Origin of the sequence: Amycolatopsis cihanbeyliensis (assembly GCF_006715045.1) — a bacterium.
In the GTDB taxonomy this organism is placed as follows: domain Bacteria; phylum Actinomycetota; class Actinomycetes; order Mycobacteriales; family Pseudonocardiaceae; genus Amycolatopsis; species Amycolatopsis cihanbeyliensis.
In genome coordinates, this window is the sequence record NZ_VFML01000001.1 from 923542 (window position 1) to 937658 (window position 14117).

Consider the following 14117-nt stretch of genomic DNA (forward strand, 5'->3'; position numbering starts at 1 on the left):
CGGTTAAACTAGAACATGTTATCGTTCTGGGCAATAGAACCGAGGAGTGCTCACCTGATCGGAAGGCGGCAGAATGGCTGATACCGCGCCGGACGCCCCGCACGCGCTGCTGGAACAACGAGGGCACACGCTGATCGTCACGATGAACCGGCCGCGGGCACGCAACGCGCTCACCGGCGAGATGCTCTCGATCATGGCCGAAGCCTGGGATCGGGTGGACGAGGATCCGAAGGTCCGCTGCTGCGTGCTGACCGGTGCGGGCGGCGCGTTCTGCGCGGGAGCGGACCTCAAGTCGATGAGCCGCAACAGCCCCTCGGGCGCCTTCGAACGGGGGAGCTTCGACCCGAGCCGGATCGACGGCCTGCTGAAGGGGCGCAGGCTGACCAAGCCGTTGATCGCCGCCGTCGAGGGGCCCGCGATCGCCGGCGGCACCGAGATCCTGCAGGGAACCGACATCCGGGTCGCGGGCGAGAGCGCGAAGTTCGGCGTGTCCGAGGCGCGCTGGGGCCTGTTCCCGCTGGGTGGGTCCGCGGTGCGGCTGCCCCGGCAGATCCCGTACACCCTGGCCGCCGACATCCTGCTCACCGGGCGGCACCTCACGGCGGCCGAGGCCAGGGACATCGGGCTGATCGGGCACGTGGTCGGCGACGATACGGCACTGGAGCGCGCACTGGAGATCGCCGACCAGATCGCCGCGAACGGCCCGCTCGCCGTGCGGGCGATCCTGCGCACCATGCGGGACACCGAGGGGATGCACGAGGAGGAGGCGTTCAAACTGGACGCCCAGTACGGCGTGGGCGTGTTCACCAGCCAGGACGCCAAGGAGGGCCCCCGCGCCTTCGCCGAGAAGCGCACCCCCCACTTCACCGGCACCTGACTGCCATGAGTAGCCCGTTCCCCGCGTCGTTCGCGGGGAACGGGTCAGTGGTCGGAAGTAGACGGGTCAGAAGTAGACGCGGAGTCAGATGGCGTGTTCGCGACCGGCCCAGTAGGGGTCGCGGAGCTTGCGCTTGTAGAGCTTGCCGTTGGGGTCGCGGGGCAACTCCGGCAGGTAGTCCACGCTGCGGGGCAGCTTGAACTTCGCCAGCCGCGCACGGGCGTAGGCCAGCAGTTCGGCGGTGAGCTCGTCGGAGGGTGGCACCCCGTCCGCGGGCTGGACGACCGCCTTGATCTCCTCGCCCCAGTCCTCATGCGGCACGCCGAACACCGCCACGTCGGCGACCTTCGGATGCATCACCAGCTCGCCCTCGATCTCCGCGGGGTAGATGTTCACCCCACCGGAGATGATCATGTCGTTCTTCCGGTCGTGCAGGTACAGGTAGCCGTCCTCGTCGAGGTACCCGACGTCCCCGAGGGTGAACAGGTCACCGACCCTGGCCTGCTCGGTCTTCGCCCGGTCCCGGTGGTACTCGAACCGCGCGTCGCCCATCTTCATGTACACCGTGCCGACCTCCCCCGCGGGCAGTTCGGCACCCCCGTCGTCCAGGATCCTGATCGTGGAACCCGGCCACGGCCTGCCGACCGAGCCCGGTTTGCGCAGCCACTCCCGCCCGCTGATCACCGTGCCCCCGCCCTCGGTGGCGGCGTAGTACTCGGTGACCACCGGGCCCCACCAGTCGAGCATCCGCCGCTTCACCTCGAGCGGGCAGGGCGCGGCCCCATGGATCATGTTGCGCAGCGAGGAGACGTCGTAGCGCGCCCGAACCTCCTCGGGCAGTGCCAGCAACCTGCGGAACTGGGTGGGCACCATATGGCTGTGCGTCACCCGGTACCGCTCGATCAACCGCAGCATCTCCTCGGCGTCCCAGCGGTCCATCAGCACCGCGGTGTGGCCGAGCTGGATCGAGATGGCGACGAAGTTCAGCACCGCCGTGTGGTACAGCGGCGAGCCGCACAGGTGCACGTGGTCGTCGAACGGCGCCAGCCCGAAGATGCCGAAGAACCAGGTGGACGCCGCCGGCACCTCGTCGGGGTCGGCACCGGTCAGCGGCCTGCGCACTCCCTTGGGCCGCCCGGTGGTTCCAGAGGTGTAGAGCATCGGCGAACCCGCCGTGCGGACCTCCGGCCGCTGCCGGCCGGTTCCGGAGGCCAGCAGCCCGATGTCCCGGAAGCCCGGCACCGACCCGACCGCGAACCGGGCCCGAGCCGGCACGCCAGCCTCCTCCGCGGCCGCCACCGCGGCCTCGGCGAACCTTTCGTGCGCGAGGAAGGCCTTGGCCCCGCTGTCGGTCAGGATGTAGGCGATCTCCGGACCGACCAGGTGCCAGTTGACCATCACCACGTAGAGCCCGGACTGGATGGCGGCGAAGTAGGCGGCCAGCAGTTCGGCGCCGTTCGGTTGCAGCACCACCACCGCGTCGCCGACCTCGAGGCCGAGCTCACGCAGGCCGCGGGCATAGGAGTTGGCCCTGGCGCTCAGCTCGGCGTAACTGATCTCGCGGCCGTCGGTGTCGATCACCGCGGTGCGGTCCGGCTGCTGCTCCGCGATATGCCACAGGCCGGGCGTGCTCATCGTCGAGGTGCTGGACATACCCACAAATCTAGAACTTGTTCCACTATTGAGCAAGATGTCGACCCCGCCAACAACGATGTCTTGCCCAGATTTCGAGAACGTGTTTCACTTTCGACGTGAGCACCGGTACCAACCCAGTATCCCCGCAGGCCCCGCTGTCCGCGCCGCTGGACGTGGGCTTCGACTACACCCGCTCGCTGGGGCCGGTCCTCGGCCGGTTCGTGAACGCCCTGCGGGAACGGCGGATCGAAGGTGTCCGGGGCAGCGACGGCCGGGTACACGTGCCGGCGGTGGAGTACGACCCGGTGACCGCGCGGCCGCTCACCGAGTTCGTCCCGGTCGCCGAGGTGGGCACGGTGTTGTCCTGGTCCTGGGTCGCCGAACCGCTCGAGGGGCAACCCCTGCCGCGCCCGTTCGCCTGGGCACTGGTCCGGCTGGACGGCGCCGACACGGCGATGCTGCACGCCGTGGACGTACCCGGACCGGAGTACCTGCGCACCGGCATGCGGGTGCGGGTGCGCTGGGCGGACGAGCCGGTCGGGCACATCAGGGACATCGCCTGCTTCGTTCCCGAGGGCACGCGATCCGAGCCGGGGCCGCTGCCCGCCCCTCCCCCGGTCGCCGAACGTGCCGAGGGTGAGCCGGTCAGCACCGTCATCACACCGGTCCATCTGCGTTACCAGCATTCGGCCTCGCCGGAGGAGAGCAGGTACCTGCGCGCGCTCGCCGAGGGGCGGTTGCTCGGCGGGCGGTGCCCGGAGTGCCGCAAGGTCTACGTCCCGCCGCGCGGCGCCTGCCCCACCGACGGCGTGCCCACCGCCGAGGAGGTGGAACTGCCGGACACCGGCATCGTCACCACCTTCTGCATCGTGAACGTGCCCTTCCTCGGGCAACGCATCAAGCCGCCGTACGTCGCGGCGTACATCCTGCTCGACGGCGCCGATATCGCCTTCCTGCACCTGGTACTGGGCTGCGAGGCGACCGAGGTACGGATGGGAATGCGGGTACGGGCCGCGTGGAAACCCCGCGAGCAGTGGTGGACCACGCTGGAGAACATCGAGCACTTCGAGCCGACCGGCGAGCCGGACGCCGCCTACGAATCCTTCGCCCACCATCTCTAGAGGTCAGCAATGAACGATGTCGCGGTAGTCGGGTTCGCGCAGAGCCGGAACGTGCGCCACAGCGACGGCACTACCAACGGGGTGGAGATGCTGGTCCCGTTGCTCGCGGAGGTCTTCGAGCAGACCTCGTTGTCCAAGGAGGACATCGGGTTCTGGTGCTCCGGGTCCTCGGACTACCTCGCGGGCAGAGCATTTTCCTTCATCGCGGCCGTGGACGCGCTCGGCGCCTTCCCCCCGATGCACGAGTCGCACGTGGAGATGGACGCGGCGTGGGCGCTGTACGAGGCCTGGCTGAAGATCCGCACCGGCGAGGTGGACACCGCGCTGGTATACGGGTTCGGCAAGTCCTCGGCGGGCCGGCTGCGCCGGGTACTCGCGCTGCAGCTCGACCCGTACCTGGTTGCTCCACTGTGGCCGGATTCGATCGGCATCGCGGGGATACAGGCCAGGATGGGCATCGAGGCCGGCCTGTGGAGCGAGCGGGAGATGGCCGAGGTCGCCGCGCGCAGCCGCGCCGACGCCCGGGCCAACCCGGTCGCCCAGCTCTCCGGCGAGGTCGAGGCGGCCACCCTGCTGGAACGGCCGATGTTCGCCGATCCGTTGCGGGAACACGATATCGCCCCGGTGACCGACGGGGCGGCCGTGCTGGTGCTCGCCGCCGCGGACCGGGCGGGGGAGCTCGCCGATCGACCCGCGGTGATCACCGGCATCGAGCATCGGGTGGACTCCCCCGCGCTCGGCGCCAGGGACCTGACCCGTTCACCCTCGGCCGGGGCGGCCGGGGCGGCCGCGGGCGGGGACGGCGTGCAGCTCGCCGAGCTGCACGCGCCGTTCACCCATCAGGAGATCATCCTGCGCCGGGCGCTCGGCCTCGGGGCGAACGTGGGGGTGAACCCCTCCGGCGGAGTGCTGGTCGGGAACCCGATGTTCGCGGCGGGGCTCGCCCGGATCGGGGAGGCCGCGGGGCAGATCCTGCTCGGCAATGCCGACCGGGTGCTCGCCCACGCGACGAGCGGCCCGGCATTGCAACAGAATCTGGTGGCGGTACTGGAGGGGCGCGACTGATGGGCAAACGACTCGCCGCCGTGCTCGGCACCGGGCAGACGCACCACAGGGCGAAGCGGACCGACGTGTCCATGCCGGGGCTGCTGCGCGAGGCGATCGACAGGGCGATGGCCGACGCCGAGGTCGAATGGGCGGACATCGACGCCGTGGTACTCGGCAAGGCGCCGGACCTGTTCGAGGGCGTGATGATGCCGGAACTGTTCCTCGCCGACGCCCTCGGCGCCACCGGCAAACCGCTGCTGCGGGTGCACACCGCGGGCTCGGTCGGCGGATCCACCGCGCTGGTCGCCGCCAGCCTGGTGCAGTCCGGGGTGCACCGCCGGGTGCTGACGGTGGCGTTCGAGAAGCAGTCCGAGTCCAACGCGATGTGGGCGCTGTCCATCCTGCCGCCCTTCCAGATGCCGGTCGGCGCGGGCGCGGGCGGGTACTTCGCGCCGCACGTACGTTCCTATATCCGGCGGTCCGGCGCACCCGGGCACGTCGGCGCGATCGTCGCGGCGAAGGACCGGCGCAACGGCGCGCTCAACCCGTTCGCGCACCTGCGGCAGGACGAGATCACCGTGGAATCGGTCCAGGCCTCGCAGATGCTGTGGGATCCGATCCGCTACGACGAGACCTGCCCCTCCTCCGACGGCGCCTGCGCGATGGTGCTCGGGGACGAAGCCGCGGGTGACCGGGTCCCCGGGGGCGCGGGCTGGATCCACGCGACGGCCATGCGTACCGAGCCGACCACGTTCTCCGGTCGCGACCAGGTCAACCCGCAGGCCGGCCGGGACGCGGCGGCCGCGCTGTGGCGGGAGGCCGGTATCACCGATCCGCTGTCCGAAGTGGATGCCGCGGAGATCTACGTGCCGTTCTCCTGGTTCGAGCCGATGTGGTTGGAGAACCTCGGCTTCACCGCCGAGGGCGAGGGCTGGAAGCTCACCGAGTCCGGCGAGACGGCGCTGGACGGCAGGCTGCCGGTGAATCCCTCCGGCGGCGTGCTGTCCACCAACCCGATCGGCGCGTCCGGGATGCTGCGCTTCTCCGAGGCGGCCAAGCAGGTGATGGGCAGGGCGGGTGACTACCAGGTGGACGGCGCGCGGCGTGCCCTCGGCCATGCCTACGGCGGCGGTTCGCAGTACTTCGCCATGTGGGTGGTCGGCGCCGCCAAGCCCGGCTGAGCCTCGCTCAGGCGAGCGCGACGAGATCGGTGATCTCCTCGATGCGCGTCGCCGGTACGACCGTGGCGTTCACCCTGGTGGTTCGCAGGTCGATCTCGCTGCCCAGGGTGCTCAGGAAGGCCGTGTCGGCCGCGTCCCTTCCGGTCGCGATCCGGACCATGCTCGATCGGGGCGCGAGGCGGCTCGCGTCGAACATGTACCAGCGGCCGTCGATCGCCGCCTCGAACACGGCGTGGAAGTCCATCGGGGACAATCCTGGTGCGTACACCGAAACGAACCTGGCCGGGATGTCCAGTCCGCGGCAGTAGGTGACACACAGGTGCGCGAAGTCCCGGCAGACACCCTCGCCCGCCAGCAGCGTGTCCAGCGCACCGTCGGTCGGCCTGCTGGAACCGGACACGTACACCAGCCGCTGCGCCACGTAGCTGACGATCGCCCGCACCTTGCTCAGCGGATCCGGCAGCCTGCCGAAGTCGGCGAGCGCGATACCGATCATCCGGTCGGAAGGGCAGTACCGGCTCGGCCGCGTGTAGGTGATCAGGTCGGCCTCCGTCAACGGGATCGGCTCGACGGGGCCGCCGTCCCGCTCGGCCCGGTAGGAAATGGTGACCTCGCCCGGGGGCAGGTCCAGCACGTGGATCTTGGTGCCGTGCGGGAGCTCGGCAGGCGGTACGGCGGGGATCGACCCGGACGGCCCCTCGATCTCCAGCCGTTCCGTGTCGACCCCGGCGGACTCCGCCGCCGCGACCGACAGCGCGAGTCTGCCCGGTTTGGTGACGCGCAGGGAGAGTTCGGCTTCGAGGGCGCTTCGTCCGGTCGCGACGGTCATGCCGGCCATCATCCCTGACCGGTCGGCGCGCCGGGTAGCGGGCGGGTTACTCGTAGGCGACCTGGTAGTGCTTGATGCCGTTCAGCCAGCCCGAGCGCAGCCGGTCCGGCACGGAAACCTCCCGGATGTCCGGCATACTGTCGGCGATCGCGTTGAAGATCAGGTCGATCTCCAGCCGGGCGAGGTTCGCGCCGATGCAGTAGTGCGACCCGGTTCCGCCGAAGCCGACATGCGGATTGGGATCGCGCAGGATGTCGAACTTCGCCGGTTCCGCGAAGACCTCGGGGTCGAAGTTGGCCGAGCTGTAGAACATGCCCACCCGGTCGCCCCTGGCAATGTGCTGCCCACCGAGCATCGTGTCCGCGGTCGCGGTGCGCTGGAAGGCCACCACGGGCGTCGCCCAGCGCACGATCTCGTCCGGTGCCGTCTTCGGACGCTGCTGCTTGTACAGCTCCCACTGCTCCGGATGATCCAGAAAGGCCTTCATGCCATGGGTGATCGCGTTGCGCGTCGTCTCGTTGCCTGCGACGGCGAGCAGGATGACGAAGAAGCCGAACTCGTCCGAGGACAGCGACTCACCGTCGATATCGGCCTGCACCAGCCTGGTGACGATATCGTCCATCGGGCAGGCGCGCCGTTGCTCTGCCATGTTCCACGCGTAGCCCACGAGCTCCGCGGAGGCGGCGATCGGTTCCACATCGTACTCGGGGTCGTCGTAGCCGATCATCTGGTTGGACCAGTCGAAGATCTTGCCCCGGTCCTCCTGCGGGATGCCGAGCAGTTCGGCGATGGCCTGTAGCGGCAGCTCACAGGCGACGTCCGCGACGAAGTCCCCGCTGCCCTTCGCCTTGGCCTGTTCGACGATCTGCCGGGCCCGGTCCCGCAGGGCTTCCTCCAGCCTGCCGATCGCCCGTGGGGTGAAGCCCTTGGAGACGATCCGGCGCAGCTTGGTGTGCTGCGGGGCGTCCATGTTCAGCAGCACCAGCCGGTTGGCGTCCAGGCCCTCCTCCGTCATGGTCTCGTCGAACCGGATGATCGCCGTCTTCTCCCGGGAGGAGAACAGCTCGCTGTCCTTGGACACCTCCTTGACGTCCTCGAGGCGGGTGACCACCCAGTACCCGTTGTCCCCGAAGCCCGCCTTGTTGTGCGGCTGCGGGTTCCACCACACCGGCGCGGTCCGGCGCAGCTCGGCGAACTCCGCCAGCGGCAGGCGGGTGGCGTACAGGTCGGGATCGGTGAAATCGAAACCCGCGGGGATCAACGACGAGCCCATCGGCTACCTCCGGTGGTCGGCTCCAGACGCCCAAAAAGAACGTGAAACACGTTCTAGCCACCGATTGAAGCATACGCCGTTAACCTTGGGAAGAGCCGAGTGAACACTGTTTACTCGAGCAAGCGAGATCTTGAAACTACAGGTAGAACATCCATCGCCGGAGAGTGACCAATCGGCGGTTGACATGGTGGGGTGTTGCTCAAAACAAGAACTTGTTCTACTTTGAAACCGATCGAGCGGGAGGAGAACACCGTGGGTGAGGCCGTCGTCGTCGAAGCCGTCCGTACCCCGATCGGCAAGCGGCGCGGGTGGCTGTCCGGGCTGCACGCGGCCGAGCTGCTGGGTGCCGCGCAGTCGGCGTTGCTGGAGCGGGCCGGCATCGAGCCGACCCTGGTGGAACAGGTCATCGGCGGCAGCGTCACGCAGGCCGGGGAGCAGGCGGGCAACGTCACCCGCACGGCCTGGCTACATGCCGGGCTGCCCCAGGAATGCGGCGCGACCACCATCGACGCCCAGTGCGGCTCGGCCCAGCAGGCCACCCACCTGGTCGCCGGGCTGATCGCCACCGGGGCGATCGAGGTCGGTATCGCCTGCGGGGTCGAGGCCATGAGCCGAGTCCCGCTGGGAGCCAACCGCGGCACGGAGGCGGGCTCACCCCGGCCGGAGTCCTGGTCCATCGACATGCCGAACCAGTACGGCGCGGCGGAGCGGATCGCCCTCCGCCGCGGGCTCACCAGGCGGCAGGTGGACGCGCTCGGGGTGGAATCCCAGGCCAAGGCGGCGCGGGCATGGGCGGAGGGCCGGTTCGACCGGGAGGTCGTTCCGGTGAAGGCTCCGATGCTGGACGAGAACGGGTTCCCGACCGGCGAGACCCGGTTGGTCCGCCAGGACCAGGGGCTGCGGGAGACCACCGCGGACGGGCTCGCCCGGCTGTCACCGGTGCTGGAGGACGGGGTGCACACCGCGGGCACCTCCTCGCAGATCTCCGACGGCGCCTCGGCCCTGCTGCTGATGGACGCCGGGCGGGCACGGGAGCTCGGGCTGCGACCCCGGGCCCGCATCCGCGCCCAGGCGCTGGTCGGCGCCGAGCCCTACTATCACCTGGACGGCCCCGTGCAGGCCACCGAACGGGTGCTGCGGCAGGCCGGGATGACCATCGGCGACCCCGACCTGTTCGAGGTGAACGAGGCCTTCGCCGCGGTGGTGCTGTCCTGGCAGCAGGTCCACCGGCCGGATGCGGGCAGGGTCAACGTGAACGGGGGCGCCATCGCCCTCGGTCACCCGGTCGGCAGCACCGGCACCCGGCTGCTCACCACCGCCCTGCACGAGCTGGAACGCCGGGACGGCACCTGCGCGCTGGTCACGATGTGCGCGGGCGGCGCGCTGTCCACCGGCACCGTCATCGAGCGAATATAGGTGCTGGTCAGGAGCGAAGGACGATGCGGACCGCAGGGCCGTTCGGCATCCGCTCGTACCGCACCCTCGGCTCGCCGGGCCGCCAGGACTCGATGATCAGGACATCGTTGCGGACCGCGGTCAGCGTCACCCGGTCGAGCCGCAGCAGGAACAGGTCGAAGGAACCCGCCGGGGCCTCCGCCCCCACGAGCGCCTCGAACTCCGCCGGATCGGTGACCTCGACCGCCACCCCGGACAGCTTCGCGTCACCCTCCTCCATCGAGGCCTCACCCGGATTGGTGTGCAACGCGTAGCGTGGGTCGCGACGCAGGTCCCGCGCCTTCACCGCGCCCAGCATCATCCCGATGGTGAGGTCCGGGCCACGGAACTCGACCTCGGTGCCGCTGAGCCGCGGTGAGCCGTCCCGCCGCAGCGTGGCCAGCACGTGGTGGTTGTACTCTTCCAGCCGCGCGCGGACCTCGGCGGCCAAGCCGGGTGCTTCCGCTTCGAACCGCTGCCATGTCGTCATACAAGCAGTATCGCCCCGGGCACCGACGGTATCGCGGCGACCCCGTCACGTGGCGCAGGCGAGCGCTGAACCTGCGCGCACCCGTGCTTCAGGCGCCGTAGACCGGCTCCGGCTCGGCGGCCTCGGCGATCAGCCCGGCCACCACCGGCCCGAGCTCGGCGGGCTCCCAGCGCGCGCCCTTGTCCGCGGCGGGCCCGTGCCGCCACGCCTGCGCCAGCGACACCCTGCCACCATCCACTTCGAACACCCGGCCGGTGACCTCGGCGGACTCCGTGCTGCCCAGCCAGACCACCAGCGGGGAGATGTTCTCCGGCGCCATCGCGTCGAACCCGTCCTCCGGCGCCGCCATGTCCTCGGCGAAGGCCCGTTCGGTCATCCGGGTCCGCGCCGCCGGCGCGATCGCGTTGACCGTGACCCCGTAGCGGGCGAACTCCGCCGCCGCCACCACGGTCAGCCCGGCGACCCCGGCCTTGGCCGCCGAGTAGTTGCCCTGCCCGATGCTACCGAGCAGGCCGGCGCCGGAGCTGGTGTTGATCACCCTCGCGCTCGGGGTCCTGCCGGCCTTGGCCTCGGCGCGCCAGTGCGCCACGGCATGCCGCATCGGCGCGAAATGCCCCTTCAGGTGGACCCTGATCACCGCGTCCCACTCGTCCTCGCCGAGGTTCACCAGCATCCGGTCCCGCAGGAAGCCGGCATTGTTCACCAGCACGTCCAGCCGGCCGAACTCCTCGAGCGCGGTCCGCACCAGGTTCTCCGCGCCGGCCCAGTCGGCCACGTCGTCGGTGCTGGCCACCGCGCTGCCGCCCGCGGCGACGATCTCGGACACCACCCGCTGCGCGGGGCCGCCGGACGCGCCGTCCCCCGCCAGTCCGGTACCGGCATCGTTGACCACCACCCGCGCGCCTTCCGCGGCGAAGGCGAGGGCGTGCGCGCGGCCGATCCCGCGACCCGCGCCGGTGACGATCACGACCCGGTCGTCGACCATTCCGTTCACGATTTCTCCCCGGACAACTCGGCCGTACTGGCGGAAAGGAACGCGGGGACCTCGCCCCCGCCATGCACCGCCAGCGCGGCACCACTCACATAGGACGCCAGCGGCGAGGCCAGGAACACCGCACAGGCGCCCACCTCCTCCGGCTCGGCCAGCCGCCGCAACGGGACCACCGAACCGACGGCGGCCACCCCGGCCTCGTCGCCGTAGTGCAGGTGCGCGAGCTCGGTACGCACCATACCGACATCGAGCGCGTTCACCCGCACCTTCGGTGCCCACTCCACGGCCAGGCTGGCCGTCAGGTTGTCCAGGCCGGCCTTGGCCGCGCCGTAGGCCGCCGTGCCCGGCGAGGCACGGCAGCCGCTGACGCTACTGACATTCACGATCGCCCCGCCGGATTCCTGTTGCTGCATCAGGGAGTTGGCCTGCTGCGCCACGGTGAGCGGGGCGAGCAGGTTCAGCGCGACCACCTTGCTGTGGAACCGCGGGGATGCCGTGGCGGCGTCGGCGAACGGCGCGCCGCCCGCGTTGTTCACCAGCACGTCCAGCCGTCCGTGCCGATCCACGAGCTCGCCGACCAGCCGGCCGACCTGTTCGGGCTCACGGACGTCGCAGGGCAGGAACTCGGCCTCCGCACCGCCCGCGGTCACCGGCCGCTCCGGTGCGTGCCGCGCACAGACCACGACCCGCGCGCCGGCACGGAGGAAGGATCTGGCGATCCCGGCCCCCACCCCGCGCACGCCGCCGGTCACCAGCACGACCGCGCCGTCGAGCCGCAGCTCCAGTGTCACCGGCGAACCTCCAACCGCTGGCCTGTACCCGGACACCCTGCTACCGTACCAAGCAAGTGCTAGGTTTGGAAATTGGGGCGAGATGTCGACACCGATCACCACAGACCGGGGCGAGCCCGGGATCACCACCGTCACGGTGAACGCGCCACCGGTGAACGCACTCACCGTGCGCGGCTGGTTCGACCTCGCCGAGGCGGTCACCGCCGCCGGCAGGGACCCTGCCTGCCACGTCGTGCTGCTGCGCGCGGAGGGGCGCGGGTTCAACGCGGGCGTCGACCTCAAGGAAATCCAGCGCGACGACGGGTTCCACGCGCTGATCGGCGCGAACCAGGGTTGCGCGGCCGCGTTCTCCGCGATCTACGACTGCGCGGTGCCCGTCATCGCCGCGGTACACGGGTTCTGCCTCGGTGGCGGGATCGGCCTCGTCGGGAACGCCGACGTGGTGGTCGCGTCCGAGGACGCGAGTTTCGGACTGCCCGAAGTGGACCGTGGCGCGCTCGGCGCGGCGACACACCTGGCGCGGCTGGTCCCCCAGCACCTGATGCGCGCGCTGTACTACACCGCGAGCACCATCGACGCGCACCAGCTGCACCACCACGGTTCGGTGTACGCGGTGGTGCCGAGGGGCGAGTTGGACGAGGCGGCGCTCGAGGTCGCCAGGCGGATCGCAACCAAGGACACCGCGGTGATCCGGGCCGCGAAGCAGGCCATCAACGGGATCGACGTGCAGCCGGTGCACCGTAGCTACCGGTTCGAGCAGGGGTTCACCTTCGAGCTCAACCTGTCCGGCGTCTCCGACGCGGCACGGCGGGAGTTCCTGGACAACGGAGGGGAACGCTGATGGCGGACAAGCGGACGACCGCGGACGAGGTGGTCGCGGAACTGACCGACGGAATGACCATCGGAATCGGCGGCTGGGGCTCCCGCCGCAAACCGATGGCACTGGTGCGGGCGATCCTGCGCTCCTCGCTCACCGACCTGACCGTGGTGTCCTACGGCGGTCCCGATGTCGGCCTGCTGGCCTCGGCCGGCCGGATCCGCAGGCTGGTGTTCGGGTTCGTCACCCTGGACTCGATCCCGTTCGACCCGTGGTTCAACCGGGTCCGTGAGGCGGGTGAGATCGAGGTGACCGAGTACGACGAGGGCCTGTTCGGAACCGGGCTTTCCGCCGCCGCGCAACGACTTCCGTTCCTGCCGAGCCGGGCGGGCCTCGGCTCGGACGTGCCGAGGCTGAACCCGGGGCTGCGCACCGTGCGCTCCCCCTACGAGGACGGCGAGGAACTGCTCGCGGTACCCGCGCTCCGGCTGGACGCCGCGCTACTGCACCTCAACCGGGGGGACGCGCGGGGCAATGTGCAGTACCTCGGCCCGGACCCGTACTTCGACGACCTGTTCGCGCTCGCCGCCCGGCGGTGTTACGTCTCGGTGGAACGGGTCGTCGAGACACCCGAGCTGACCGCTTCGGCGCCGGTGCAGAGCCTGTTGCTGAACCGTGGCTCGGTGCACGGCGTGGTGGAGTCGCCGCACGGCGCGCATTTCACCACTGCCGTTCCGGACTACGGCAGGGATGAGGCTTTCCAGCGGCACTACGTCGAGTCCGCGAAGGACCCCGAGGCCTGGCCGCGGTTCGTCGACCGGTTCCTGTCCGGGGACGAGGCCGGATACCAGGCCGAGGTCACCAGGTTCGCCGAGGAGGCAGCGTGAACGCACCGACCCGCGCCGAGGTCGCCGCCGTGGCCTGCGCCGAGTTGTTCCGCGGCGACGGCGAGATCGTGGCCAGCCCGATGGGGCTGCTGCCCGCGCTCGGGGCCAGGCTGGCCCGGCTGACCTTCGAACCGGATCTGCTGCTCTCCGACGGCGAGGCGCTGCTGCTCGCCAGCACCCCGGGTGTCGAGGAGCCGGTGGTCGAGGGGTGGCAGCCGTTCCGCCGGATGCTGGACACCGTGGTGCCGCACGGGAAACGGCATGTCGTGATGGGCGCCAACCAGATCGACCGCTACGGCAACCAGAACATCTCCGCCATCGGCGCGCACGCCAAGCCGAAACGGCAGTTGCTGGGCGTGCGGGGCGCACCGGGCAACACGGTCAACCATCGCACCAGCTACTGGGTTCCCCGGCACAGCACGCGGGTGTTCGCCGAGCGGGTGGACGTGGTGTCCGGGGTCGGCTACGACCGGGCGCGGGAGGCGGGTGCGCGGCGCTTCCACGACGTGCACCGGGTGGTGACCAACCTCGGCGTGCTGGACTTCGGTGGGCCCGAGCACCGGATGCGGCTGGTCTCGGTACATCCGGGGGTCACCGTGGCCGAGGTGGAGTCGAGCACGGGCTTCGAGCTGGACACCACCGCGGTCGGCGAGAGCAGGCCGCCGACCGCGGAGGAGTTGCGCCTGCTGCGCGAGGTACTCGATCCCACGGCGTCGCGGGACAAGGAAGTACCGTCGTGAGTAC

Annotated in this window: 14 protein-coding genes; 8 read left to right on the forward strand and 6 right to left on the reverse strand. The window is 70.4% G+C overall.

What is annotated here, in order from left to right:
- Nucleotides 1-73: 73 nt before the first annotated feature.
- Complete coding sequence (locus FB471_RS03925; protein WP_141995971.1) at nucleotides 74-877, forward strand: crotonase/enoyl-CoA hydratase family protein; 804 nt, start codon at nucleotides 74-76, stop codon at nucleotides 875-877.
- Nucleotides 878-961: 84 nt separating this feature from the next.
- On the opposite strand, the gene FB471_RS03930 is transcribed toward FB471_RS03925, so the two are convergent.
- Complete coding sequence (locus FB471_RS03930) at nucleotides 962-2530, reverse strand: acyl-CoA synthetase (protein ID WP_141995972.1); 1569 nt, start codon at nucleotides 2528-2530, stop codon at nucleotides 962-964.
- A 98-nt stretch (nucleotides 2531-2628) separates the two neighbouring features.
- Between FB471_RS03930 and FB471_RS03935 the strand changes: the two genes are divergently transcribed.
- From FB471_RS03935 to FB471_RS03945, 3 genes are read left to right on the forward strand one after another with little or no spacing between them, the layout of a single operon-like run.
- Nucleotides 2629-3633: a Zn-ribbon domain-containing OB-fold protein gene (locus FB471_RS03935; RefSeq protein ID WP_141995973.1), complete on the forward strand. Its 1005-nt coding sequence runs from the start codon at nucleotides 2629-2631 to the stop codon at nucleotides 3631-3633.
- A gap of 9 nt (nucleotides 3634-3642) precedes the next feature.
- Nucleotides 3643-4698: a thiolase domain-containing protein gene (locus tag FB471_RS03940; protein WP_141995974.1), complete on the forward strand. Its 1056-nt coding sequence runs from the start codon at nucleotides 3643-3645 to the stop codon at nucleotides 4696-4698.
- Nucleotides 4698-5861 (forward strand): thiolase domain-containing protein, encoded by a 1164-nt coding sequence (locus FB471_RS03945; protein WP_141995975.1) that lies wholly within the window; start codon nucleotides 4698-4700, stop codon nucleotides 5859-5861. The genes FB471_RS03940 and FB471_RS03945 overlap by 1 nt, the downstream gene beginning before the upstream one ends.
- Before the next feature lie 7 nt (nucleotides 5862-5868).
- On the opposite strand, the gene FB471_RS03950 is transcribed toward FB471_RS03945, so the two are convergent.
- Nucleotides 5869-6690 carry a transglutaminase-like domain-containing protein gene (locus FB471_RS03950; RefSeq protein ID WP_141995976.1) on the reverse strand — a complete coding sequence of 274 codons (822 nt, stop codon included), beginning with the start codon at nucleotides 6688-6690 and terminating at the stop codon, nucleotides 5869-5871.
- A 46-nt stretch (nucleotides 6691-6736) separates the two neighbouring features.
- Nucleotides 6737-7963, reverse strand: a complete 1227-nt coding sequence (locus tag FB471_RS03955; RefSeq protein WP_141995977.1) for a cytochrome P450 — start codon at nucleotides 7961-7963, stop codon at nucleotides 6737-6739.
- Between the two features lie 252 nt (nucleotides 7964-8215).
- Between FB471_RS03955 and FB471_RS03960 the strand changes: the two genes are divergently transcribed.
- Nucleotides 8216-9379 (forward strand): steroid 3-ketoacyl-CoA thiolase, encoded by a 1164-nt coding sequence (locus tag FB471_RS03960; RefSeq protein ID WP_141995978.1) that lies wholly within the window; start codon nucleotides 8216-8218, stop codon nucleotides 9377-9379.
- A gap of 7 nt (nucleotides 9380-9386) precedes the next feature.
- On the opposite strand, the gene FB471_RS03965 is transcribed toward FB471_RS03960, so the two are convergent.
- From FB471_RS03965 to FB471_RS03975, 3 genes are all read right to left on the reverse strand, one after another.
- A complete protein-coding gene (locus tag FB471_RS03965) occupies nucleotides 9387-9887 on the reverse strand; it encodes a pyridoxamine 5'-phosphate oxidase family protein (protein WP_141995979.1) in 501 nt (166 codons plus the stop codon).
- A gap of 88 nt (nucleotides 9888-9975) precedes the next feature.
- Complete coding sequence (locus FB471_RS03970) at nucleotides 9976-10872, reverse strand: SDR family oxidoreductase (protein ID WP_425457094.1); 897 nt, start codon at nucleotides 10870-10872, stop codon at nucleotides 9976-9978.
- Between the two features lie 5 nt (nucleotides 10873-10877).
- Nucleotides 10878-11669: an SDR family oxidoreductase gene (locus tag FB471_RS03975; protein WP_141995981.1), complete on the reverse strand. Its 792-nt coding sequence runs from the start codon at nucleotides 11667-11669 to the stop codon at nucleotides 10878-10880.
- Nucleotides 11670-11751: 82 nt separating this feature from the next.
- Here FB471_RS03975 and FB471_RS03980 point away from each other — a divergent pair, with 82 nt between their 5' ends.
- The 3 genes from FB471_RS03980 to FB471_RS03990 are packed head-to-tail and all read left to right on the forward strand — an operon-like array spanning nucleotide 11752 to nucleotide 14113.
- Nucleotides 11752-12510, forward strand: coding sequence for an enoyl-CoA hydratase family protein (locus FB471_RS03980; protein ID WP_141995982.1), 759 nt, complete (start codon nucleotides 11752-11754; stop codon nucleotides 12508-12510).
- Entirely contained in the window at nucleotides 12510-13373 is an 864-nt protein-coding gene (locus tag FB471_RS03985) for a CoA transferase subunit A (protein ID WP_141995983.1), read from the forward strand. The genes FB471_RS03980 and FB471_RS03985 overlap by 1 nt, the downstream gene beginning before the upstream one ends.
- Entirely contained in the window at nucleotides 13370-14113 is a 744-nt protein-coding gene (locus tag FB471_RS03990; RefSeq protein WP_141995984.1) for a CoA-transferase subunit beta, read from the forward strand. Before FB471_RS03985 ends, FB471_RS03990 begins: the two co-directional genes overlap by 4 nt.
- Nucleotides 14114-14117 lie beyond the last annotated feature (4 nt).

Bases quoted from the DNA above. Each gene is read 5' to 3' on its own strand.
- FB471_RS03925 (WP_141995971.1), top strand. From the start codon at position 74: ATGGCTGATACCGCGCCGGACGCCCCGCACGCGCTGCTGGAACAACGA.
- FB471_RS03930 (WP_141995972.1), bottom strand. From the start codon at position 2,530: ATGTCCAGCACCTCGACGATGAGCACGCCCGGCCTGTGGCATATCGCG.
- FB471_RS03940 (WP_141995974.1), top strand. From the start codon at position 3,643: ATGAACGATGTCGCGGTAGTCGGGTTCGCGCAGAGCCGGAACGTGCGC.
- FB471_RS03945 (WP_141995975.1), top strand. From the start codon at position 4,698: ATGGGCAAACGACTCGCCGCCGTGCTCGGCACCGGGCAGACGCACCAC.
- FB471_RS03950 (WP_141995976.1), bottom strand. From the start codon at position 6,690: ATGACCGTCGCGACCGGACGAAGCGCCCTCGAAGCCGAACTCTCCCTG.
- FB471_RS03955 (WP_141995977.1), bottom strand. From the start codon at position 7,963: ATGGGCTCGTCGTTGATCCCCGCGGGTTTCGATTTCACCGATCCCGAC.
- FB471_RS03965 (WP_141995979.1), bottom strand. From the start codon at position 9,887: ATGACGACATGGCAGCGGTTCGAAGCGGAAGCACCCGGCTTGGCCGCC.
- FB471_RS03970 (WP_425457094.1), bottom strand. From the start codon at position 10,872: ATGGTCGACGACCGGGTCGTGATCGTCACCGGCGCGGGTCGCGGGATC.
- FB471_RS03980 (WP_141995982.1), top strand. From the start codon at position 11,752: ATGTCGACACCGATCACCACAGACCGGGGCGAGCCCGGGATCACCACC.
- FB471_RS03985 (WP_141995983.1), top strand. From the start codon at position 12,510: ATGGCGGACAAGCGGACGACCGCGGACGAGGTGGTCGCGGAACTGACC.